Origin of the sequence: uncultured Reyranella sp., from assembly GCF_945957355.1 — a bacterium.
Taxonomy (GTDB): Bacteria; Pseudomonadota; Alphaproteobacteria; order Reyranellales; family Reyranellaceae; genus Reyranella.
Genome location: NZ_CAMFKM010000031.1, coordinates 1 through 21,674 on the forward strand (window position 1 = coordinate 1; position 21,674 = coordinate 21,674).

General features: G+C 67.1%; 19 protein-coding genes. 12 read left to right on the top strand and 7 right to left on the bottom strand.

The window, feature by feature from the left end; genetic code table 11:
* Both Q0Q48_RS27040 and Q0Q48_RS27045 read left to right on the top strand, forming a co-directional pair.
* A partial coding sequence (locus tag Q0Q48_RS27040; RefSeq protein ID WP_295145355.1) for a CoA transferase occupies nucleotides 1–548 on the top strand: 548 nt, incomplete at its 5' end.
* Nucleotides 545–1,651, top strand: coding sequence for a CoA transferase (locus Q0Q48_RS27045; protein WP_295145358.1), 1,107 nt, complete (start codon nucleotides 545–547; stop codon nucleotides 1,649–1,651). The genes Q0Q48_RS27040 and Q0Q48_RS27045, both read left to right, overlap by 4 nt.
* Nucleotides 1,652–1,757: 106 nt before the next feature.
* Here the strand turns inward: Q0Q48_RS27045 and Q0Q48_RS27050 are convergent, their stop codons facing one another.
* Both Q0Q48_RS27050 and Q0Q48_RS27055 read right to left on the bottom strand, forming a co-directional pair.
* The gene (locus tag Q0Q48_RS27050) at nucleotides 1,758–3,539 is read right to left on the bottom strand and encodes an acyl-CoA dehydrogenase family protein (protein ID WP_295145361.1); all 1,782 of its coding nucleotides are present in this window, start codon (nucleotides 3,537–3,539) and stop codon (nucleotides 1,758–1,760) included.
* A 26-nt stretch (nucleotides 3,540–3,565) separates the two neighbouring features.
* Nucleotides 3,566–4,300, bottom strand: a complete 735-nt coding sequence (locus tag Q0Q48_RS27055) for an NAD-dependent deacylase (RefSeq protein WP_295145363.1) — start codon at nucleotides 4,298–4,300, stop codon at nucleotides 3,566–3,568.
* A gap of 35 nt (nucleotides 4,301–4,335) precedes the next feature.
* Here Q0Q48_RS27055 and Q0Q48_RS27060 point away from each other — a divergent pair, with 35 nt between their 5' ends.
* Complete coding sequence (locus tag Q0Q48_RS27060; RefSeq protein ID WP_295145366.1) at nucleotides 4,336–4,821, top strand: low molecular weight protein-tyrosine-phosphatase; 486 nt, start codon at nucleotides 4,336–4,338, stop codon at nucleotides 4,819–4,821.
* Here Q0Q48_RS27060 and Q0Q48_RS27065 read toward each other — a convergent pair.
* On the bottom strand, nucleotides 4,805–6,955 hold the full coding sequence (locus Q0Q48_RS27065; RefSeq protein WP_295145369.1) for a N,N-dimethylformamidase beta subunit family domain-containing protein: 2,151 nt from the start codon (nucleotides 6,953–6,955) through the stop codon (nucleotides 4,805–4,807). The genes Q0Q48_RS27060 and Q0Q48_RS27065 overlap by 17 nt on opposite strands.
* Before the next feature lie 54 nt (nucleotides 6,956–7,009).
* Here Q0Q48_RS27065 and Q0Q48_RS27070 point away from each other — a divergent pair, with 54 nt between their 5' ends.
* Nucleotides 7,010–8,023, top strand: coding sequence for a tripartite tricarboxylate transporter substrate binding protein (locus tag Q0Q48_RS27070; RefSeq protein WP_295145372.1), 1,014 nt, complete (start codon nucleotides 7,010–7,012; stop codon nucleotides 8,021–8,023).
* A complete protein-coding gene (locus Q0Q48_RS27075) occupies nucleotides 8,020–9,063 on the top strand; it encodes a hypothetical protein (protein WP_295145375.1) in 1,044 nt (347 codons plus the stop codon). The genes Q0Q48_RS27070 and Q0Q48_RS27075 overlap by 4 nt, the downstream gene beginning before the upstream one ends.
* Nucleotide 9,064: 1 nt before the next feature.
* Here the strand turns inward: Q0Q48_RS27075 and thpR are convergent, their stop codons facing one another.
* A complete protein-coding gene (gene thpR / locus Q0Q48_RS27080; RefSeq protein WP_295145378.1) occupies nucleotides 9,065–9,610 on the bottom strand; it encodes an RNA 2',3'-cyclic phosphodiesterase in 546 nt (181 codons plus the stop codon).
* Entirely contained in the window at nucleotides 9,576–10,280 is a 705-nt protein-coding gene (locus tag Q0Q48_RS27085) for an arylesterase (protein ID WP_295145381.1), read from the bottom strand. Before Q0Q48_RS27085 ends, thpR begins: the two co-directional genes overlap by 35 nt.
* A gap of 87 nt (nucleotides 10,281–10,367) precedes the next feature.
* Here Q0Q48_RS27085 and Q0Q48_RS27090 point away from each other — a divergent pair, with 87 nt between their 5' ends.
* The 4 genes from Q0Q48_RS27090 to Q0Q48_RS27105 all read left to right on the top strand — a co-directional run bounded on the left by Q0Q48_RS27090 (nucleotide 10,368) and on the right by Q0Q48_RS27105 (nucleotide 15,073).
* Complete coding sequence (locus tag Q0Q48_RS27090; protein WP_295145438.1) at nucleotides 10,368–11,027, top strand: ABC transporter ATP-binding protein; 660 nt, start codon at nucleotides 10,368–10,370, stop codon at nucleotides 11,025–11,027.
* Between the two features lie 10 nt (nucleotides 11,028–11,037).
* On the top strand, nucleotides 11,038–13,557 hold the full coding sequence (locus Q0Q48_RS27095) for an FtsX-like permease family protein (RefSeq protein WP_295145384.1): 2,520 nt from the start codon (nucleotides 11,038–11,040) through the stop codon (nucleotides 13,555–13,557).
* A gap of 136 nt (nucleotides 13,558–13,693) precedes the next feature.
* Nucleotides 13,694–14,443 carry a Bax inhibitor-1/YccA family protein gene (locus Q0Q48_RS27100; RefSeq protein WP_295145387.1) on the top strand — a complete coding sequence of 250 codons (750 nt, stop codon included), beginning with the start codon at nucleotides 13,694–13,696 and terminating at the stop codon, nucleotides 14,441–14,443.
* 123 nt (nucleotides 14,444–14,566) lie between these two features.
* Nucleotides 14,567–15,073 carry a helix-turn-helix domain-containing protein gene (locus Q0Q48_RS27105; RefSeq protein WP_295145390.1) on the top strand — a complete coding sequence of 169 codons (507 nt, stop codon included), beginning with the start codon at nucleotides 14,567–14,569 and terminating at the stop codon, nucleotides 15,071–15,073.
* Nucleotides 15,074–15,208: 135 nt separating this feature from the next.
* On the opposite strand, the gene Q0Q48_RS27110 is transcribed toward Q0Q48_RS27105, so the two are convergent.
* Complete coding sequence (locus tag Q0Q48_RS27110) at nucleotides 15,209–15,397, bottom strand: DUF4169 family protein (protein ID WP_295145394.1); 189 nt, start codon at nucleotides 15,395–15,397, stop codon at nucleotides 15,209–15,211.
* Nucleotides 15,398–15,465: 68 nt separating this feature from the next.
* Here Q0Q48_RS27110 and Q0Q48_RS27115 point away from each other — a divergent pair, with 68 nt between their 5' ends.
* Both Q0Q48_RS27115 and Q0Q48_RS27120 read left to right on the top strand, forming a co-directional pair.
* Nucleotides 15,466–18,678: an AsmA family protein gene (locus Q0Q48_RS27115; protein ID WP_295145395.1), complete on the top strand. Its 3,213-nt coding sequence runs from the start codon at nucleotides 15,466–15,468 to the stop codon at nucleotides 18,676–18,678.
* 8 nt (nucleotides 18,679–18,686) lie between these two features.
* Nucleotides 18,687–19,517 carry a nitroreductase family protein gene (locus tag Q0Q48_RS27120; RefSeq protein WP_295145398.1) on the top strand — a complete coding sequence of 277 codons (831 nt, stop codon included), beginning with the start codon at nucleotides 18,687–18,689 and terminating at the stop codon, nucleotides 19,515–19,517.
* Here the strand turns inward: Q0Q48_RS27120 and Q0Q48_RS27125 are convergent.
* Complete coding sequence (locus Q0Q48_RS27125; RefSeq protein ID WP_295145400.1) at nucleotides 19,504–19,728, bottom strand: ribbon-helix-helix domain-containing protein; 225 nt, start codon at nucleotides 19,726–19,728, stop codon at nucleotides 19,504–19,506. The genes Q0Q48_RS27120 and Q0Q48_RS27125 overlap by 14 nt on opposite strands.
* A 114-nt stretch (nucleotides 19,729–19,842) precedes the next feature.
* On the opposite strand from Q0Q48_RS27125, the gene typA reads away from it, so the two are divergent.
* Nucleotides 19,843–21,672, top strand: coding sequence for a translational GTPase TypA (typA, locus tag Q0Q48_RS27130; protein ID WP_295145403.1), 1,830 nt, complete (start codon nucleotides 19,843–19,845; stop codon nucleotides 21,670–21,672).
* Nucleotides 21,673–21,674 lie beyond the last annotated feature (2 nt).

Genomic DNA, 21,674 nt, shown 5'->3' on the forward strand with positions numbered 1-21,674 from the left:
CCTGCCTCTACGACGTCGCCATGCACCAGCTCACCTATCCCGGCCTCTGGTACCTGAACGAGGGCGATGTCTCGCCGAGGGTGCCGCGCAGCGCTCATCTCTCGCTGGCGCCGGTCCAGACCTTCCCGACGAAGGATGGCTGGATCTTCATCATGTGCATGACGCAAAAATTCTGGCTGAACCTGTGCGAGGTGACGGGCCGGAGCGATCTCGTCGTCGATCCGCGCTTTCCCGATCCCAACACGCGGGCGAAGAACCGCGCTTCGATGTCCGCCGAGCTCGACGCGACGTTCCGCACGCGCACGACCGCGGAGTGGCTAAGCGCGATGAACGGGCTGCTGCCGGCGGCGCCTGTCTATCGCCTCGACCAGGCGCTCGACAGCGACTTCGCGCGTGAGGCTGGAATTGTCTCGTCCGTGCCTCATCCGGTGAAGGGCGAGCTGCGCGTCCTCGCCAATCCCCTGCGCATCGACGGCGAACGGCTGGCACAGACCGCCTGTTCGCCACTCGGTGCCGACAACGAGTCATTGCTGGGCAAGAAATCATGAAGCTTCAGGGCATCAAGGTCGTCGACCTCTCCTGGTTCCTGCCGGGGCCCTATCTCACCACCTCGCTGGCCGACCACGGCGCCGAGGTGATCAAGGTCGAGCCGCCGGGCGAGGGCGATCCCGGCCGCCACATCCTGCCGCCCGACGAGCGCACCTCGGTCTTCTTCCGCAACATGGGCCGCGGCAAGAAGAGCGTCGTGCTCGACCTCAAGAGCGAGCAGGGCCGCGCCGACCTCTTCCGTCTCGCCTGCGAAGCCGACGTGCTGGTCGAGTCGTTCCGGCCCGGTGTCGCCGCGCGCTTCGGCATCGGCTACGAGGCGGTCGCCGCCAGGAACCCCGGCATCGTTTATTGCTCGATCAGCGCCTTCGGCCAGGACGGCGCCTATCCCGGCCGCGCCGCGCACGATCTCGCGCTGGAGGCGATGACCGGCGTGCTGAGCCTGACCCTGGGCGACGATGGCCGGCCGGCGATCCCCGGCATCCCGGTCGCCGACCTGGTGAGCGGTCTCCATGGTCTGGCGGGCGTGCTGATGGCGCTGCTGCGCCGCAAGGACACCGGCCGTGGCGACTATATCGACGTCTCGATGCACGAATCGCTGATGGCCTCCTGTGCCAACGTGGTCGGCACGACCTTCGCCGACAACAAGGCGCCCGACGTGAAGCAGCAGCGCACGACCGGCGGCTCGGCTTTCTATCGCGTCTACGACACGTCCGACGGCCGCCAGCTCGTGATCGCGGGCCAGGAGATGAAGTTCGTCAGGAACCTGCTGGGCGCGCTCGGAAAGCCGGAGATGGCGCCGCTCTGTGAATGGCCCGGCGCGCACCAGAAGCCGGTGATGGAGTTTCTCGAACAGACGTTCAAATCGAAGCCGCTCGCCCATTGGATGGACACTCTCGCCACGCTCGACATCTGCTACGGCCCGGTCAACACGCTCCCCGAAGCCATCGCCGACGCCAACCTGCAGAAGCGCGGCTTCATGGTGACGGATGACCAGGGCCGCCTCCACTTCGGCCCCGTCGTTCGCTTCAAGGACGAACCGTCGAGCCCGCTCTATCGCGAACCGCTGCTGGGCGAGCACACGGACGAGGTGTTGAAGCGTTAACGGAAAGGTCCCTCGCTACGCTCGGGATGACAACTCTTTTCCTAATGAAATGAGTGCGTCAGCAACCCATGATGGTCATCCCGAGCGTAGCGAGGGACCTTTATCGCTATGCCGCCACGAGCGCGGTTGCCTTCGCCAGCGGCACGGGCGCGTCGTCGAGGAGGAGGTTGATCGCCTCTTCCTCCCAGCCCGACTCGCCGAGCGACAGAGGGTCTTGCGGGGCCAGGCGGTGTTCGATCACCAGACGCGACAACAAGAGGCGGCGGGCGTCGCCGCCTTCGGCGCCCAGGGTGGCGCCTTCCCAGGCGAGCAGCGCCGCGGTCGCGGCGTGATAGAGGGCGCCGGCGGCGAGGCGGGAGCGCTTTTCATGCTTGGGGTCCTGCGCCACGGCTTCGACGAAGCGTTCGACCCTGTCGAGCGTGGCGCCCAGCAGGCCTTTGTACTGGCCGGGCAGGGCGCCGCTCGGCTCGTACTTGGCCTTGAGCGCGGCGGAGAGTGTCTTGTGGCCGCCCGACTTGCCGACGGCGCGTTGCACCACGTCCAGCGCGTTGATGTTGGAGGTGCCCTCCCACAAGGTGCCGATCTGCGCGTCGCGCACCAGCCGCGCCGTCACCCATTCCTCGATGTAACCCAGCCCGCCCTTGACCTCGAGCGCGGCGCTGGCGACCGGGATGTTGTCGCGGCAGGCGCGGAACTTGTAGACCGGCGTCAGGATGCGCAGCAGGTTTTCGGCATCTTTGTCGCCCGCGTTGGCGCGGCCCATCGCGTCGGCGGAGAAGGCGAACATCGACAGCGCCTGCTCGGTCGGCAGCAGGATCTTCATGAGCTGGCGGCGCAGCAGCGGATACTCGGCGATGGAGCGGCCGAAGGCGCGGCGGCCGCGGGCGGCGGCCAGCGCCTCGTTGAGGCAGCGGCGCATCATCGAGGCGGCACGCACGCCGTGGCTGAGCCGCGACAGGTTCACCTGCTCCATCATCTGCTTGAAGCCGCGGTTCACGTCGCCCACGAGATAGGCCGTGGCGCCGTCGAGGATGATCTCACCCGAGGCCATCGAGCGCGTGCCGAGCTTGTCCTTGAGGCGCACGATCCGGTAGCTGTTGCGGCTGCCGTCCTCGAGCCGTCGCGGCAGGGCGAACAGGCCGAGCCCCTTCGTGCCCGGTGCGGAGCCGCGGGGCCGCGCCAGCATCACCGCGACATCGGCGTCGGCATGGCTGCAGAACCATTTCTGGCCGTAGAGCTTCCAGCGCTCGACGCCGTCGGGGCCGACGCCCACTCGCTCGGCCTCGGTCTCCAACGCGCCGACATCGGAGCCGCCGGCCTTCTCGGTCATGAACTGCGTGCCCTTCAGCATGGTTGCCGGATCCTGGCTCAGCAGGCGGTCGAGCAGCAGCTTCTTGAGCTCAGGCGAGCCGTAGCGCTTGATGATGAAGTTCGACGTGTCCGAAACCGAGACCGGGCACATCAGGCCGAACTCGCCCTGCACGAAGAGGTAGGTGATGGCGTACTTCACCAGCGGATGGGCTGGCTCCGCCAGGCCGAGCACGCCGGCGCGATGGCTCATCGCGTGCATGCCGAACTCCTCGAAGGCGATCTTCTCCATCTCGCGATAGGCGGGATGGTAGTCGATCCAGTCCTCGTCGCGGCCGAAGCGGTCGCGCGGCTGCAGCACCGGCGGATGCTTGTCGGCGACCATTGCCAGCTCGTCGAGCCGGCCGCCGGCCAGCCCGCCCAGCCGCTCGAAATGCGGCGTCACCTGGCGGAGCAGGCCGGGCTCCATGTAGAGCCGCATCAGGTCCTGGAACTGCCGGTCGATCGCATAGAAGTTCTGGCCGTGCGCGTCGGTCGCGATGTGGTGCGCACCGTGCGGCACATGAATCATGTCGGGCATGTCTTCCTCCGTCTCTTTTTCCCGTTCTATCGCCAGCCCTGCGTCAGCACGCGTGTGACATAGGGCGGCACGATCTCCGTGGCAGGGCCGTAGATGTGTTCCTGGAACAGGCTCTTGTTGCCGGTCGCTTCGAGGTTGAGCTCGACCGTACGGGCGCGCGGCGCATGACGGCGCACGTGCAGCACGAAGCCGGCGGCCGGGTAGACCTCGCCTGACGTGCCGATCGCGAGGAACAGGCCGCAGCGTTCCAGCACCTCGTAGATCTCGTCGAGATGCAATGGCATTTCGCCGAACCAGACGATGTTGGGCCTGAGTTCGCCGACGGATTTGCAGTTCGGACAGACCGAGGCCGGCGTCAGGTCCTGTTCGGACTCGAACACCGCCTTGCAGGCCATGCAGCGGACCTCGCCGTCGCGCCCGTGCATGTGGATCACCCGCCTCGACCCGGCCTGCTCGTGCAGAGGGTCGATGTTCTGGGTGATGATCGTCACTTCACCCTCATATTCGCGCTCGAGTCGGGCCAGTGCGCGGTGCGCGTCGTTCGGATGGATGCCGGACGCCCGGAACATGGCGCGTGTCCTGTTGTAGAAATCGAGCACCTTCTTCTTGTCACGGTGCCAGGCTTCCACGGTCGCGACCTCCTCGAGGTCGACCTGGTTCCACAGTCCATCCGCGTCGCGGAACGTATCGATCCCGCTTTCCTTGGAGATGCCGGCGCCGGTCAGCACCGCGATGCCGGGCGGGAAGAAATCCTGATGCATGCCACCAATCTAGCGCCGTGCTAGGGTCGGCGACCATGACCATCGGCATCCTGTTCGTCTGCACTGCAAACCTCTGCCGGTCACCCACGGCCGAGGGCGTATTCCGGTCGCTGGCCGCCAGGGCCGGCCTCGCCGACGCCTTCGAGATCGATTCCGCTGGTACCGGTGCCAGCCATGTCGGCCAGCCGCCGACCAAGCCTGCCATCGATGCGGCGGCGGCGCGCGGCTACGACATCACCGGCATCCGCGCCCGTCAGATCACGGGCGAGGACATCAAGCACTTCGATCACGTGCTGGGGATGACGCGCGGCCATCTCGTCGAGATGCGCTGGCTGGCGCCGCGCGACCTGGCCGACAAGCCGCAGCTCCTGATGAGCTACGCCCCACCGCTCGGCATCCTCGACATCCCCGATCCGTATGGCGGCACGGCCGACGACTACGAGCGGGCCCTCGGCATGATCGAGGCTGCCACGCGCGGGCTGCTCGCCCGGCTGACGCCGCAGGTCAAAAAGGCCATTTGAGGCCGAGCTCGCCGAACCGGTTCAGCACGTTGAAGGTGAGCCGCGACACGTCGTTGTCGAACTTGTTGTGGGGCAGGCTGCCACAATAGGTGATCGAGCCAACGGAGAAGACCGCGCCGCCCTTGGGCTTCTCGACATAGGTCATGTCGGCCCGGATCAACTGCTCCAGCGTCTGGCCGGGAATGGTCGTGGTGAAGCCCAGCCGCTCCTCGTGCACGACCACGAAGTTCTTCCTGTCGTGGCCTTCCGAGGAGGCCAGCACCACGGCATTGAGCGGGCTGCCCAGGCGATGGTCGAGCCGGTCGAGTTCGAAGCCCGCCGCGCCACCGCCGGAGAAGCCGTAGCCGCCGAACAGCTCGTCCTTCACACCCTCGAAGACCCAGGCATGGGTATTGTCGCGCGCCGCCGGCGACTGCCGGTAGGAATCGCCCACGAAGGTGCCCTGGCTCGAGAAGCCGATGCCGCAGAGGAGGTTGGGCGGCCGGTCCGAGCGCCGCCACAGGCCGCCATAGGCGCCGTCGAAGGCGTGGTAATACTCGCCGGGTTCGGCCGCCCAGGTGCGGATGCCGCCCTCGGTGCGGCGTACCTCGATGGCGCCGGGCACCTTGGGCGACAGCGCCACGCGCCAGTAGAAGCCGTTGCCGCCGAGATACATCAGCCGGCCGCCGCTTTCGGTATAGGCCTGCAGCGCATCAAGCGTGCCCGCCGTGTGATATTCCGGATGCGAGCCGGTCAGCACGACCTTGTAGGAGGCGAGCAGTTCGACGCCCTTCTCGTCGAGATCGTGGTCGGTCACCACGTCGAAGGCCACGCCCATGCGATCGAGCCAGCCGGTGAGATGCGTGTCGGCCGGCAGATGGCGCAGGCCCGAGCCCGCCTCGTCGTTGAAACTGAGGAAGTTGGGACGCCAGGTCAGCAGCGGCCGTAGCCGCGAGGAATAGGCCACGCCCGAACCGTCGCGATGATGGTTGTAGGTCGAAAGGCCGTAGTCGCCATGGTCGTCGGGATTGTGCGGATAGGCCTTCCAGTCGGCGACTCGCTTGCGGAAGGCGTCGTCGAACATGCCGCGCGAGAAGTTGGAATAGACCTGATAGGTGAAGGTCGAGGCGAGATAGCAGACCTTGGCCTGCGGCTTTCCGACCTGCGGCCGCACGAAGAACGGAATGACGTCGCGATGGCTCCCGCAGGTGAGCTGCATGCCGTAGATGCCGCTCTTCATTTCCTTTGGCACCGTGAAGCTGAAATCGTCGAGCCAGCCGCAATCGTGCAGGTCGTCGTCATGGAAGTGGATCGCCGCATAATGATGCGGCGCGCGCCGCCAGTCGCGCTCGGCGCCGGTCCAGGCCGAGCCCTTCATGGCGCGCGTCGGCAGGTTGACCAGCCTCCCGTGCAGGCCATTGGGGCCGGTATCCTCGATTTCCATCGAGTCCATGCGGCGGGTGAAATCCCAGGCGGCGAAGCCCTGGATGCAGGGGGCCTCGATCTTGCCGTTGAAGCAGCGCTGCGCCGGCCGGTCGGTCGCCGGCTCCGCCCCGATCATCACTGGGGCAGCGACCTCGAGGGCGGGAGTCGAAGCCTTGGCGCTCGCCTCGCCCTCGTCGTCGGTGCCGAAGGCGCGCGCCAGCGGTTGCTGTCCGACGCGCAAAGTACCGGTCTCGGGATCGGCGCTGGCCCAGACGCGATACCAGACGCGGCCCCGCAGCTTCTTGCCCACGACCACGCGATCCTCGCCGGTCTCCAGCGCCATGCCGTCGGGCGTGAGGACCAGGGCGAAGCCCGCGCCCGTCGCGGGATCGCGGTGCGATATCACCGATTGCGGCCCGTCCTCCGGCAAGGTCGGCCAGATCAGCGCCTCGACGTGGAGTGAAGCCGGCAGCCTGGCGTCCTTCGCCGCTTCGACCAGACCGTACGAGCCGGGCCAGGCATGCTGGATACGCGAGGCGAAACGGCCGTCGAACAGGTCGGACAGGTCCTCGAGCTTGGGCGGTGGTCCGCCGGGATTGGGATCGCCGCGTACGATGCGGACCAGCATGGCGTGGTACGGATTCGGTCCCGCGCTCGAGACCTTGAAGGTGATCTTCTCGCCGCTCCGTACCGAGATGCGATCCGTGTACCCAATCAATGCTGCGGTCACATTTAACTCCCAATTGGCGGCCGATATAGTCGCCTGAAACAAGGGAGCTTCGCCATGACCAATAAGACAATCGCCAAGACAATCGGACGCCGTAGCCTCATTGCGGGCGCCGTCGCCGTTCCTCTCGCCGCCCCGATGCTGGCCCGCCACGGCTGGGCACAGTCCACCTACCCCAACAAGCAGGTCCGCGTGGTCGTGCCCTTCGCGCCGGGCGGGACGACCGACCTCCTCGGCCGCATCGCCTCGGCGCACCTCCAGGAAGTCTGGGGCCAGACCTTCGTGGTCGACAACAAGAGCGGCGCCGGCGGCAATGTCGGCGCGGAGATCGTCGCGAAGTCGCCGGCCGACGGCTACACGCTGCTGCTCGGCACGGTCGGCACCGCCGTCACCAACCAGTTCCTCTACAAGAACATGCCCTACGACGGCGTGAAGAGCTTCGCGCCGGTCGCGCTGTTCGGCGAGGTCGCCAATGTGCTCGCGGTGCATCCCGACATGCCGGTGAAGACGGCCAAGGAATATGTCGAATATTGCAAGAAGCAGGGTCCGAACAAGGTGAGCTTCGGCTCCCCGGCGATCGGCGGCACCGGACACCTGGCGATGGAGTATTTCCAGTCGCTCGGGGGCTTCAAGGTCGAGCATGTCGTCTATCGCGGCAGCTCGCTGGTGTTGAAGGACCTTCTGGCCGGGCACATTCCCAGCACGATGGACAACCTGCCGCCGTACCTGCCGCACATCCAGTCCGGCACGCTCAGGGCGCTGGGCGTCAGCTCGGGCAAGCGCTGGTTCGCATTGCCGGACACGCCGACCATCGCCGAGCAGGGCTTCGCGGGCTTCGACGCGGCGCCCTGGTGGTACGTTGCGGCACCGGCCGGCACGCCGCCGGAGATCGTGAAGAAGCTCTCGGACGAGCTGGTGAAGGCCTCCAAGCAGCCAGACGTCATCAAGAAGATCCGCGACGCCGGCGCCGCCGAGCTGGGAGGTTCCTCCGAGGACCTCGCCAAGCACATGCAGAACGAGTACGTGAAGTGGAAGAAGGTCGTCGAGGCCGCCAAGCTGGAGCCGCAATGAGCCGTCCTGAGCTGAAGGGAAAGATCCAGACCGTTCTCGGGCCGATCGAGCCCGAGAGACTGGGGCGCACGCTGATGCACGAACACGTGCTCTGCGATATCCGTCCGCCCGGCACGCGCTCCGACAACGATCTCGGCCCCGAGATCACTTTGGAGAACGTCTGGCAGATCAACTACGGCCACGGCATCAAGCGCGCCGGCCGCAAGTACATGCTGGACCTCGAGGACATCGCCACCCGCGAGGTGGCGATGATGAAGCATGAAGGTGGCGATGCCATCGTCGAACTGTCCTGCGGTGGCCTTTCGCCCGATCCCAATGGTCTGCGCCGCATCGCGGCCGGCACCGGCGTGCATCTGGTGATGGGCTGCGGCTACTACGTGAACGACTACCAGGATCCCAGGAACCACGACCGCACGGTCGAGGATTTCGCCGCCGAGATGATCGGCCAGATCCACGACGGCGCCTGGGGGACCGACGTCTGCGCCGGCATGATCGGCGAGATCGGCTGCCAGGCACCGTGGACCGACACCGAAAAGCGCGTGATGCAGGGCGCCTTCATCGCCGCCCGCGAGACCGGTGCCTCGATCAACGTCCATCCCGGCCGCGATCCCGACCAGCCGCAGGAGGTCGCCGACTTCGCCAAGGCGGCTGGCTTCCCGACCGAGCGCATCGTGATCAGCCACATCGACCGCACCATCTTCGACGAGCCGCGCCTGCTGAAGCTCGCCGACTCAGGGATCACGGTCGAGTTCGACCTGTTCGGCCAGGAATCGAGCTACTACGGCCTTTCCGACATCGACATGCCCAACGACGCGACGCGGCTGAAGCTGATCCGCGCGCTTATCGAGGCCGGCCATCTGGAGCGCGTCGTGATCAGCCACGACATCTGCTACCGCACCCGCCTCGCGAGCTTCGGTGGCCACGGCTACGGCCACATCTTCCGCAACGTCGTGCCGATGATGCAGAAGCGCGGCTACAGCGAGGCCGAGATCGACGCCATCCTCGTGGGCAATCCGCGGCGGCTGCTGACGTTCGTTTGAGTCAGAACGTCAGCCGATACTCCGCTTCGGGCGTATAGATCGGCCCACCTCGCCCTGTCCGGCTCGAATAGAGCGTGAAGTGCTCAGCCACCCACGGCTCCAGACGGAACGTGCCGTGGCTCGCCATGAACTGCGCAATGTGGTGGCCGGTCTCGCCGCCGGCCGGGAAGCGCGCCAGGGTGACGTGCGGGCGGTACTTGCGGCGGTCGACCTCGATGCCGCAGTTGCGCGCGACGGTGGTCACCTTCTGCTGCAGCCAGTCGAGGCGCTCGCTGCGTTCGACGACGGCGACCAGCGCGCGCGGCTGCTTGCCGTTGCTGAACTGGTCGACGCCGGCGATGGCGACCCGAAAGGGCGGACCTTCGATGTCGGCCAGCTCCTCCTCGAAGTCGCGCAGCGTGCCACCCTGCACCTCGCCGGCAAAGCAAAGCGTGACATGCAGATTCTCGGCCGGCACCCAGCGCGCATCGGGCACGCCCGACTGCAGCACAGACAGCCCGTCGGCGATATCGTCAGGGACGGGCAGGGCGACGAACAGACGCGGCATTGTCGAGATTCTTCGTAACGAAGGGCAGGATACGTTCGACGATGACGTCGACGCCCCTGGCGTTGGGATGGATGCCGTCGGGCTGGTTGAGCGCAGGGTCCTGGGCAACGCCGTCGAGGAAGAAGGGATAGAGCGGCACGCCGTGTTTGTCGGCGAGCTTCTTGTAGATCCCGTCGAACTGCTTGACGTATTCCGGTCCGAAGTTGCGCGGCGCCATCATGCCGACCAGCCAGACGGTCGTGCCGGCCTGTTTGAGTTTTTCGATGATGGCGTCGAGATTGCGCTCGGTGGCGGCCGGATCGAGCGCGCGCAGCATGTCGTTGCCACCCAGCTCGACCAGCACGATGTCGGGCTTGTCGGCCATCATCCAGTCGATGCGCTCCAGACCGCCCATCGTCGTGTCGCCCGAAACGCCGTGATTGATGACGATGACGTTACGGCCTTTGTCCTTCAGCGCCGCTTGCAGGCGGGCCGGGAAGGCCTGGGCCGGGGCGAGGCCGTATCCCGCGGCCAGGCTGTCGCCCAGGATCGCGAGCTTCACCGGCTCGGTTTGTGCATGGACCCTCAGGGGCGCCATCGCGGCCGCAAGGCAGAGCAACAACGCCAGGAACGCGCCGATCCGTGAATTGACCGGTGCCGCAAAAGCACCATATCGAGTTTGCAGTTTCATTCTTCGCCTGCCCCAGGAGCCCGCTTGGCCGAGCCGCTTCCCATTGCACAATTTCCTATCGTTCGCCTGACCGATGTGCATCTCGAAATGGCGAGCGATGCCGGCACGGTCAATATCCTGCGCGGCATCACGCTCGATATCGCGGCCGGCGAGATTGCGGCGGTGGTGGGGCCTTCGGGCGCCGGCAAGTCGAGCCTGATGATGGTGGCGGGCGGGCTGGAGCGCGCGACTTCGGGCACGGTCGAAGTCGCGGGCAAGGATCTCGGCCCCATGGGCGACGACGACCGCGCGCGGTTGCGCCGCGACCATATAGGTATCGTGTTCCAGGGCTTCCATCTCATTCCCACCATGACCGCGCATGAGAACGTCGCGCTGCCGCTCGAGTTCGCTGGCCGTTCGGATGCGTTCGAACTGGCCGAGGCGGCGCTGAAGAGGGTCGGGCTCGGCCATCGCATCGGCCACTATCCGGCGCAGCTTTCCGGCGGCGAGCAGCAGCGCGTCGCGGTGGCCCGCGCCTTCGTCGGCCGGCCGAAGCTGATGCTGGCCGACGAGCCGACCGGCAATCTCGACGGCGCCACCGGCAGGCAGGTGATGGATCTGCTGTTCGAGGTCGCGCGCGCCGACAACACGACGCTGATCCTGATCACGCACGACATGGGCCTCGCCGAGCGGTGCGACCGGGTGCTGCGCATCGCCGACGGCCTGCTGGTCGCGGACGATCGCCTGCGCGCGCTCGCCGCGCAGTGACGGCGTCCCCATGAACCTCGCCTTCCGCCTCGCGCGCCGCGAGATGCGCAGCGGCCTCGGCGGCTTCCGCCTGTTCATCGCCTGCCTGGCGCTGGGCGTCGGCGCCATCGCGGCGATCCTGTCGTTCAGCCGCGCCGTCGAGGAAGGGCTGCGTGCCGATGCGCGCGAGATCCTGGGCGGCGATGTCGCGATCTCGCTGCTCTATCGCGAGGCGACGCCTGAGCAGATCGCGTTCCTGCGCGAGCAGGGCGAGTTCGTGCGCTGGCTCGACAGTCGCGCCATGGCGCGGCCGACCAAGCCCGACGGACGGCCCACGCTGGTGCAGCTCAAGGCCGTCGAACCGGCCTATCCGCTCTATGGCAAGTTCGAGATGGCCGATGGTGGGACGCTGGCCAATGCGATGGGCAAGCGCGACGGGATCTGGGGCGCGGCCGTCGAGGAGTCTGCGCTGCGTCGCATGAACATGGCGCCGGGCGACATGCTGCGGGTGGGCGACGTGGCGGTCGAGGTGCGCGGCATCATCGCGCGCGAGCCTGATCGCGGCCTCAATGCCTTCGCGAGCCTCGGGCCGCGGCTGATGATCCCGCTCGATGCCGCGCTGGAGGCGGGCATTGTCCAGCCTGGCAGCCTGCTCACTTGGGAATATCGCCTGCGCCTGCCGCCCGGCCGCTCGGATCGCGCCGTCATCGCGGCCCTGAAGGCCCGCTTCCCCGATGCCGGCTGGCGGGTGAGGGGCCTCGACGATGCCGGCGGCGGCATCCGCTTCTGGCTCGACCGCCTGACGCAGTTCATCGGCCTGATCGGCCTCGCCTCGCTACTGGTCGGCGGAGTTGGCGTGGGCAACGCCGTCTCGAGCTTCCTGGCCGCACGGCTGCGCACCATCGCAACTCTGAAGTGCCTGGGCGCACCGGAGCGGCTGGTCTTCACGACCTATTTCATCCAGCTCGCCGCCCTGACGGCGCTGGGCGTCGGCATCGGCCTGGTGATCGGCGCGGCCCTGCCCTTCGTCGCCCAGTCGGCGATCGCCGACGTGCTGCCGGTGCGGGCGCGCGTGGCGCTCTATGCCGGACCGCTGGCGACGGCCGCGGGATTCGGCCTGCTGGTTTCGCTGCTGTTCGCCCTCGTGCCGTTGATGCGCGCCCGCAGCGTCTCGGCGGCGACCCTGATGCGCGGCGCCGTGGTCCAGCAGGGCGGCCGGCTGGCCTGGCGCGACGCGCTGGCGATCGCCGCGGTAGCCATGGCGCTGGCGGCCTTCACCATCTTCACCGCCGACAGCCGCCGCATCGCCGCCTATTTCGTGCTGGGCTCGGTCGGCGCCTTCATCGCGTTCCCGCTGCTGGCGCGACTGTTGATGCTGGGCGCCGCCTGGATCGGCAAGCCGAGGTTCGCCGCCCTGCGGCTGGCGCTCGCCAACCTGCACCGGCCCGGCGCGCCGACGCCGATCGTCATGCTGTCGCTCGGCCTCGGCCTCACCGTGCTGGTGGCGACGGCCCTGATCGAGGGCAATCTCCGCGAACAGCTCACCCGGCGCATTCCCAGCGACGCGCCGGCCTTCTTCTTCGTCGACATCCAATCGAGCCAGATGCCGGCCTTCGAGAAGGCGATCGCCGCCATCCCCGGTGCCGGACCGCTCGACAAGGTGCCGTCGCTGCGCGGGCGCATCGTCAAGATCGGCGGCAAGCCGGTTGGCGAGATCGCGGTGCCGTCCGACGCGCGCTGGGCGGTCGAGGGCGATCGCGGAGTGACCTATTCGGCGACGCCGCCCGAGGGCTCCCGTATAGTCGCCGGCGAATGGTGGCCGGCCGACTATCGCGGGCCGCAGCTCATCTCCTTCGACGAGAACCTGGCGAACCAGTTCGGCCTGGGGCTGGGCGACAGCATCACCGTGAATGTCCTGGGCCGCGACATCGAGGCGAAGATCGCCTCGCTGCGGCGCATCGAATGGACGACGCTCGCCATCAATTTCGTCTTCGTCTATTCGCCCGGCACGCTCGACAAGGCGCCGCACACCTTCCTCGCCACGGTGAAATCGACACCCGGGGCGGAGGACGCAATCTTCAAGGCGGTCACCGACCAGTTCCCCAACGTCACCGTGGTGCGCATCCGCGACGCCATCGAGACGGCGGCCGGCGTGCTGGGCAATATCGGACTGGCCAGCCGCGTGATCGGCTTCCTCAGCATCCTGGCCGGCGTGCTTGTGCTGGCGGGCGCCATGCTCGCCACCCAGCGCCGCCGCGTCCACGAGGCGGTCGTCATGAAAGTGCTCGGCGCCACCCGCGCCCGCATCGCCGGGACCTTCGCCTGGGAGTTCGCGTTCCTCGGCCTCGCCACCGCCGCGGCAGCGCTGGGCGTGGGGACGCTGGCCGCCTATCTCGTGGTGCGCCGCCTCATGAACCTCGAATGGACCTTCCTGCCCATGGTCGCTGTGGCGGTCGCCGTGGGGGCCATGGCGCTGACCCTGGCCTTCGGGCTGGCGGGTACCTTGGCGGCACTGAGGCAGAGGCCCCTTGCCTTGTTGCGTAATGAGTGAATTAATTATTCCCAGGAACCGGTCCAAATTGGAATCCCGCCAGGCTACTTGGCTATTGATTCAGTCGCTCTGTAACCCCAGATTATCCATCGAAGGGGCTCGGCAAAACGAGGCCCCCTTGGAGGCTTGAAACCAAATGGTAAATCCGAACTTCGGCACCTTTAATCGCGCCGGCACCGTTGCCGACCAGGCGTCGTTCGATGTCGGTCTGCGCGCCCACATGGTGCGTGTGTACAACTACATGGCTTCGGGGCTCGCGCTGTCGGGCATCGTGGCCTTCGGTCTATTCAGCTCGGCCGAGCTCGCCAGCCTGTTCTTCCAGGTGCAGGCGGGTCGTGTCGTCGGCCTGAACATGCTGGGCTGGATCGCGATCTTCGCGCCGCTCGGCCTGCTCCTGCTGGTCTCGTTCCGCGCGGCTCAGATGAGTGTCGGCGCGATCCAGGCGGTCTACTGGGCCGTCACGGCACTGATGGGTGTCAGCCTGTCGCTGCTGCTGTTCCGCTACACCGGCGCCAGCGTCGCGCGCACCTTCTTCGTGACGGCCGCCGCCTTCGGCGCGCTCAGCCTCTATGGCTACACGACGAAGCGTGACCTGACGGCGATGGGCAAGTTCCTGTTCATGGGCGTGATCGGCCTCGTCCTGGCCGGCCTCGTCAACATGATCTGGCCGTCGGGCACGATGAGCTTCATCATCTCCGCCGCGGGCGTGCTGATCTTCTCGGGCCTGATCGCCTACGACACCCAGAAGATCAAGGAGCAGTATTCCGAGGCCTGGGGTACGGACATGGTCGAGAAGGTCGCCATCTTTGGCGCGCTCAGCCTGTACCTGGACTTCGTGAACCTGTTCCAGTTCCTCATGAGCTTCCTCGGCCAGTCGCGCGACTAGCGGGCCGAATCTTCGGGAAATTCGAGAGGGCGCCCGGGTCGAAAGACCCGGGCGTTCTGCTTTTGGGGAGGACGGTACGCGGGCCAAGATTGCGCCGTGCGCCTGCCGCCCTATACTTTCGGGATGCGGCGCACCTCCTATGAGCAGATGAATTGTTCGATCGCCTCGGCGCTCGACGTCGTCGGCGAGCCGTGGACGCTGCTGATCGTGCGCGATGCCTTCTACGGCGTGCGCCGTTTCGACGACTTCCAGGAGAATCTCGGCATCGCGCGCAACGTGCTCACGGCGCGGCTGAAGAAGCTCGTGGAGGCCGGGATCTTCCGCAAGAGCGCCTATCGCCAGAGACCGCTGCGCCATGAATACCGTCTCACCGAGAAGGGTGCCGCGTTGTTCACGGTGATCGTCGGCCTGAAGCAATGGGGCGACCGCTTCGGCGCGGCCGCGCGCGGCGGCAAGCCGATGGAGCTGGTGGATCGCGCCGACAACCGGCCGCTAGAGCCCGTGCTGATCGACGCCGAAAGCGGCCGGCGTCTCGAGCTCACCAACGTGCGCGCGGTGGCGGGGCCGGGCGCCGACGAGAACACGCGCACCTTCTTCGAACGCCTGGCGCTCAACCGGCCGGGGCGGTAGCAAAGTCCGTCGTCTCGACCGGAGCGCGCAGCGCGGAGTGGAGAGACCTTCGCGCCACCAAGAGCCGGCTGGCTGTAGAGAGAAGATCTCTCCGCTCCGCCTCGCTGCGTTCGGCTTCGGTCGAGATGACGGTATTCAGTCCGCCTTCTCCGGCTCCAGCCGCTTACCGTCGATCAAGCGTGCAGCACGCTCCGCCGAGTCCTTGTCGGCTTCCTTCTCGGCGCGCGTGCGGCCGAAGCGGCGGCGGTTGGCCTCCGCTTCCGCTTCGCGTTCGCGTCGCGCCTTGTCCTTGCGGGCGCGTCGCAGGTTGACGATTTCGGCCATCGATTTTCTCTATGCCGTGCTTGCAGTCGATGCGCTAGTCTTGCCCTGCCGGACCGGGGAGCCCTGCCATGACATCAACAACCCGCAAGCGTCTCCTGATCGGCGGCGGCGGTATCGTCGCGCTGCTGGTCGTCGCCCTCGTGGCCTTGCCCGCACTGATCGACGTCAATTCCTACAAGCCGCTGATCGTCTCGCAGGTGAAGACGGCCACCGGGCGCGACCTCGTGATCGACGGGCCGATTTCGCTGTCGCTGCTGCCGACACCGACCGTTTCGGTGACGGGCGTGAAGTTTTTCAACGCGCCCGGTTCCAAGAACGCCAACATGGTCGAGGTGAAGTCGGTCACGGTGAAGCCCTCACTGCTGGCCCTGCTGGGGGGCAACATCGAAGTCAGCGAGGTGACGCTGGTCGAGCCGAAGATCGTGCTGGAGATCAACGCCGAAGGTAAGCCGAACTGGGAGTTCGCACCGTCGGTCGCCGAAGCCAAGCCCGCTGCTCCCAAGCCAAGCTCGCCGCGGCCGCTTTCGCTCGGCCGTCTCACCATCGACAACGGCACGCTGGTCTTCAGCGATTCGAAGGCCGGACTTTCGGTGGTGGCGGACAAGGCGAATTTCACAGCTTCGGTCGGCTCGATCGACGGTCCTTATTCGCTCGCGGGAGACGCCTCGATAAACGGTGCGCCGCTCCGGCTCGACCTCGCCGTCGGCGCGCGCGGCGCCAACGGCCACACCGCCGACCTCGCCCTGCAGGCGGGGGGCGGCAAGCTCGGGTTCAAGGGCACGCTGAGCGAACTCGGCGCGGCCGCGAAGATTTCCGGCATGGCTTCCGCCTCGGCCGAATCGCTCACCACCTTCGTTGGCACGCTGGTGAAGCTCGCCGGCCAGCCCGAGCCCGTGCTGCCGGCGCTGCTCGCCGGCAAGTTCAGCTTCGATGGCGCCGTCGACGTCTCCCAGACCGCGTTCGCCGCGCGCGATTTCAAGCTCGCCCTGGGACAGGACAGCGGTTCGGGATCGCTTTCGGTTGCATTGAAGCCCAAGCTCGGCGTCGAGGGCAAACTCGCCGTGCCGAAGCTCGATCTCGACCGATGGCTGGTCACGCTGCAGCAGACTTCGCCGGCTGCGGCGCCTTCTGCTTCCACCGCTGCGGCCGCGAGCGCTCCAGTGGCGACGTCGCAGAACTTCCTGAGCGATCTCAACGCCAAAGTCGCCATCGAAGTCGGCGAGGTGATCTACAACAACCAGCCGGTCCGAAATATCGCGCTGGAGATCGATGCCAAGGACGGCGCCGTGGCGGTGCCGAAGCTCGCGGCAACGCTGCCGGGTGACATGGTCCTGCAGGCGCAATCGACCCTGACGGGCGACGCCGCGCGGCCGGGCGTCACCGGCCAGTTCAGCCTGGTCGGGCCCAAGCTGCGCGAAACGCTGTCCTGGCTCGCCGTGGATCTTTCCTCGGTGCCGCCGTCCAAACTGCAGAAGCTCAGCCTGCGCGGCCGCATGTCCTCGACCGGCGGCAACGTCCAGGTGAGCGACGCCGTCTTCGAACTCGACGACCTCAAGGGCAATGGCGGCGTGACGGTGACCTTCACGGTGCCGTTGTCGATCGTGACCAGCCTCAACCTCGATACGCTCGACCTCGATTCCTTCCTCGTCCCGGTCGCGGCGCAGCAGAAGCCTGCCGCTTCATCGGGCGCTTCGGCACCGCCCGCGGCGCCCGCCGGGGCCGGTCCGTCGGTCGGCCTCAAGGCCAGGGTGGCAAAGCTCATCTACAACAAGGAGACCATCCAGGGCGTCGACGTCGACGTGGCGCTGCAAGGCCGCACCTTGCGGCTGAACGACGTGAAGGTGTCGAACCTGGGCGGCGCCCGACTCGCGGTGCGCGGCACCGTCGCCAATTATTCGGCGCCGCAGCCGCGGGCCGACATCGCCTTCAATTTCGAGGCGCCCGACATGAGCCGCGTGCTCAAGGTCGCCGGCACCACCGGTCCATCCGATCTCGGCGCTGTCAGTGCGAGCGGCGGCGTCGCCGGGACGATCGAGCAGCTCACCCTGCGCGATCTCTCCGTGAACGCCATGGGCCAGAGCGTGAAGGCCACCGGCACGCTGGCGCTGCCGGGTGCGTCCAAGGGCGCGCCGCAGTCGGCCTCCTACAAGGGCAATCTGGTGCTCAACGGTCAGGCGGTCGACGGGTCGATCGATGCCCGCCTGACCGGCCGCACGACGATCAATGCCGACCTGCGCGCCAACGTGCTCGACCTCGACCGGATCGGCGGCAGTGGCGGTGGAGCGCCGGCGCGACCGGCCGGGCGAGGGCAGGCGGCGGCTGCCAAGCCGATCGACACGGCGCCGCTGCGCAGCATGGATGGTTCCTTGAAGCTGGTGGCTGGTACCCTGGTCAGTTCGCCCCTGCGCATCGGCAATGCCGATCTCGCGGCGTCGCTCAAGGATGGCATCCTCACGGTCCAGCACTTCAAGGGCTCGCTCTATGGCGGCTCGCTGGCGTTCGCCGGCAGCGTCAACGCCACCCGGCCGGCGCTCTCCGTCGACTTCAAGGGCGATGCCAACAGCATCATCCTGGGCGAGATGCTGCGCAGCACGTCCGGCTCCAACCAGTTCGGCAGCGCCATCAAGGTGACGGTGGACGGCAAGCTGAACGCCAACGGCATCACCGTGCGAGGCGCCGGTACGACCGCCGACCAGATCAGGGCTTCGATGGCGGGGGGGGCGCAGCTGAGCGGGCACGTCTTCATCGGTGCCGACAAGGCCCTGCAGATGCTGGGCTCGATGGCGGCGGGCGCCGCCAGCACGGTGATCGACCAGACGCTGGGCAATGTCCTGGGCGCCGTCGGTCAGCGCGGGATGTCGCCCACCAGCATGCTGAACGCGATCTCGCTGGTGCTGAATCGCTTCGTCAACCACGACAGCCCGATCGGAGGGCAAATCGACTTCGCGGGTGGCGTGCTGACCGACAAGGGGCTCAGCGTCCAGGGCAATCGCGCGACGGCACGGATCTCCACGCGGACCAATCTCGGGGCCTCGACCACCGACACGACGGTCAATTTCTACATCGCCGAGGACGGGTCGGCGCCCTACCTGATCACGACCGCGCGCGGCTCGATGTCCTCGCCGTCGCTCAACGTCACGCGTGGCAGCGCCAAGGATCCGCCGGGCATGGCCAGCACCCTGCCGGGTGCGCAGCAGCTGCAGCAGCTGGAGCAGGTTCTGCCAGGGCAGCCACGCTCGATTATCCCCAACATTCCGATCCCCAATATTTTCGGCCGTTAGGAGTTCCCGTGCTTGATCGTCTGAAGGCCGTGCTGAAGGCGCGGTTCGGCTCCGCGCCCGCATTGTCGGAGGCCCCGAAGGGGGTCGGGGTCCTGGCGGAAATGGCCAACCGGCGGGTGGTGCGCCGCTATTCCGACAAACCGCTCGATCCGGCGCTGCTCGACACGCTCTGCGCCGTGGCCCTGTCGGCGCCGTCCAAGAGCGACCTGCAGCAGGCCGACATCGTGGTCGTCACCGACAAGGCGCAGCGCGAGAAGCTCCAGGCCCTGATCCCGGAGAATCCCTGGGCCGCCGCCGGCCCGGCCCTGCTGGTGTTCTGTGGCAACAACCGCCGGCACCGGCTGCTGTTCGAATGGCGCGGCCGGCCCTTCGTGAACGACCATCTCGATCCGTTCTTCAATGCCGCCGTCGATGCCGGCATCGTGCTCGCGACTTTCATCGCCGCCGCCGACCGCGTCGGGCTCGGGACTTGCCCGATCAGCCAGATCCGCAACCAGGCGGCCCGCGTCTCCGAGGTGCTGGGCCTGCCGCAGCACGTCTTCCCGGTGGCCGGGCTCGGCGTCGGCTGGCCGTCCTTCGAGGGCGTGATGAGCCCGCGCCTGGGCCTCGACGTGTCGATTCATCGCGACCGCTATGACGAGGCAGGCCTCAAGGAGAAGGTCGAGGCCTACGACCGTCGGCGCAACGACACCCAGCCCTACAAATCCCAGCGCTTCGTGGAGAAATTCGGCGAGGACACGGCGTATGGATGGTCCGAGGACAAGGCACGGCAATATTCGGTGCCGGAGCGCGCCGATTTCGGCGCATTCGTGCGTGCGAAGGGCTTCAATCTCGACTGATCGTGCGTTGCTTCAATTCGTGCAGCACATGAAGCCGCAGCGCGCTCGACAGGTTGGTCTGCCCCTGCGACCGGCCACGGTCAATCTCCGCCACCAGGGCGTTGAGCGACAGGCTGCGCGCTTGCGACAGCGCTGAAAGCTCCGCCCAGAAGGCATCTTCCAGCGATATGCTGGTCCGGTGGCCGTCGATCGTGATCGAGCGTTTACGCATGACCGGACTGTGGCAGCGGGTCCCGGCAGCGGCAACACGCCCCTCATGTTGCCTTGCCGCCGTCACAGAGCGTGCGTATAAGCGCGCCCAACCAACCCCTCCGGACACATCATTATGGATATCCGTAACGTCGCGATCATCGCGCACGTCGACCATGGCAAAACCACACTGGTCGATTGCCTACTGAAGCAGAGCGGCACCTTCCGCGAGAATCAGCAGGTGGCCGAGCGCGCCATGGATTCGAACGACCTCGAACGCGAACGGGGTATCACCATCCTCGCCAAGGCGACCTCGGTCGAATGGCACGGCACCCGTATCAACATCGTCGACACACCGGGCCACGCCGATTTCGGCGGTGAGGTCGAGCGCATCCTGTCGATGGTCGACGGCGTCGTGCTGCTGGTCGACGCCGCCGAAGGGCCGCTGCCGCAGACCAAGTTCGTTCTGGGCAAGGCACTGCGCCTCGGCCTGAAGCCGATCGTGCTGATCAACAAGGTTGACCGCTCCGACGCGCGCGCCCACGAGGTGCACGACGAGGTGTTCGATCTGTTCTCGGCGCTCGAGGCTTCCGACGAGCAGCTCGATTTTCCGACGCTCTTCGCCTCGGCCCGCCAGGGCTGGGCCGCGACCTCGCTCGAGGCCGAGCACACTGACATGACGCCGCTGTTCGAGCTGCTGGTGAACCACGTGCCGGCGCCGAAGATCGATCCGGATCCCGCCTTCCGCATGCTGGTGACGACGCTCGAAGCCGACAACTTCCTCGGCCGCATCCTCACCGGCCGCATCCTGTCGGGGTCGATCAAGCCCAACACGATGGTCAAGGCGCTGGGCCGCGACGGCAAGGAACTCGAACAGACGCGCATCACGCGCATCCTGGCCTTCCGCGGCCTCGAGCGCGTGGCGCTCGACTCGGCCGAGGCGGGCGACATCGTGGCCATTGCCGGCATGAAGGTCGCCACCGTGGCCGACACGCTGGGCGACCTCACCGTCTCCGAGCCCATCACCTCGCAGCCGATCGACCCGCCGACGCTCGCCATGACCTTCATGGTCAACGACTCGCCGCTGGCCGGCAAGGAAGGCGACAAGGTCACGACCCGCATGATCCGCGCCCGCCTGATGCGCGAGGCCGAGGGCAACGTCGCCATCCGCGTCACCGACACCGAGAACGCCGATTCCTACGAAGTCGCCGGTCGCGGCGAACTGCAGCTCGGCGTGCTGATCGAGACGATGCGTCGCGAGGGCTTCGAACTCGCCGTCGGCCGTCCCAAGGTGCTGTTCAAGACCGACCCGGTCACCGGTCAGCGCCTGGAGCCGATCGAAGAAGTAGTGATCGACGTCGACGATGCCTACACCGGCGCCGTCGTCGAGCAGATTTCGCTGCGCAAGGGCGAGTTGCAGGACATGCGGCCGTCGGGCGCCGGCAAGACCCGCCTGGTGTTCTACGCCCCGTCGCGCGGCCTGATCGGCTATCACGGCGAGTTCCTGACCGACACCCGCGGCACCGGCGTGATGAACCGCCTGTTCCACGAATACGGCGCCTATCGCGGCCCGATCGCCGGACGGCGCAACGGCGCGCTGATCGCCAACGAAGAGGGCATCTCGGTCGCCTATGCGATGTGGAAGCTCGAGGATCGCGGTCCGATGTTCATCGAGCCGGGCGTGCCCGTTTACATGGGCATGATCATCGGCGAGCATAGCCGCGGCACCGATCTCGAGATCAATGTGCTGAAGGGCAAGCAGCTCACCAACATCCGCGCGGCGGGCAAGGACGAGGCGGTCCGCCTCACGCCGCCGCGCAAGATGTCGCTCGAGCAGGCGATTGCCTATATCGAAGAAGACGAACTGGTCGAGATCACCCCGAAGTCGATCCGGCTGCGCAAGCGCTTCCTCAATCTCGAGGATCGCAAGCGGGCCAAGAAGCAGGCCGCTGCGGCGGCGGAGTAAAG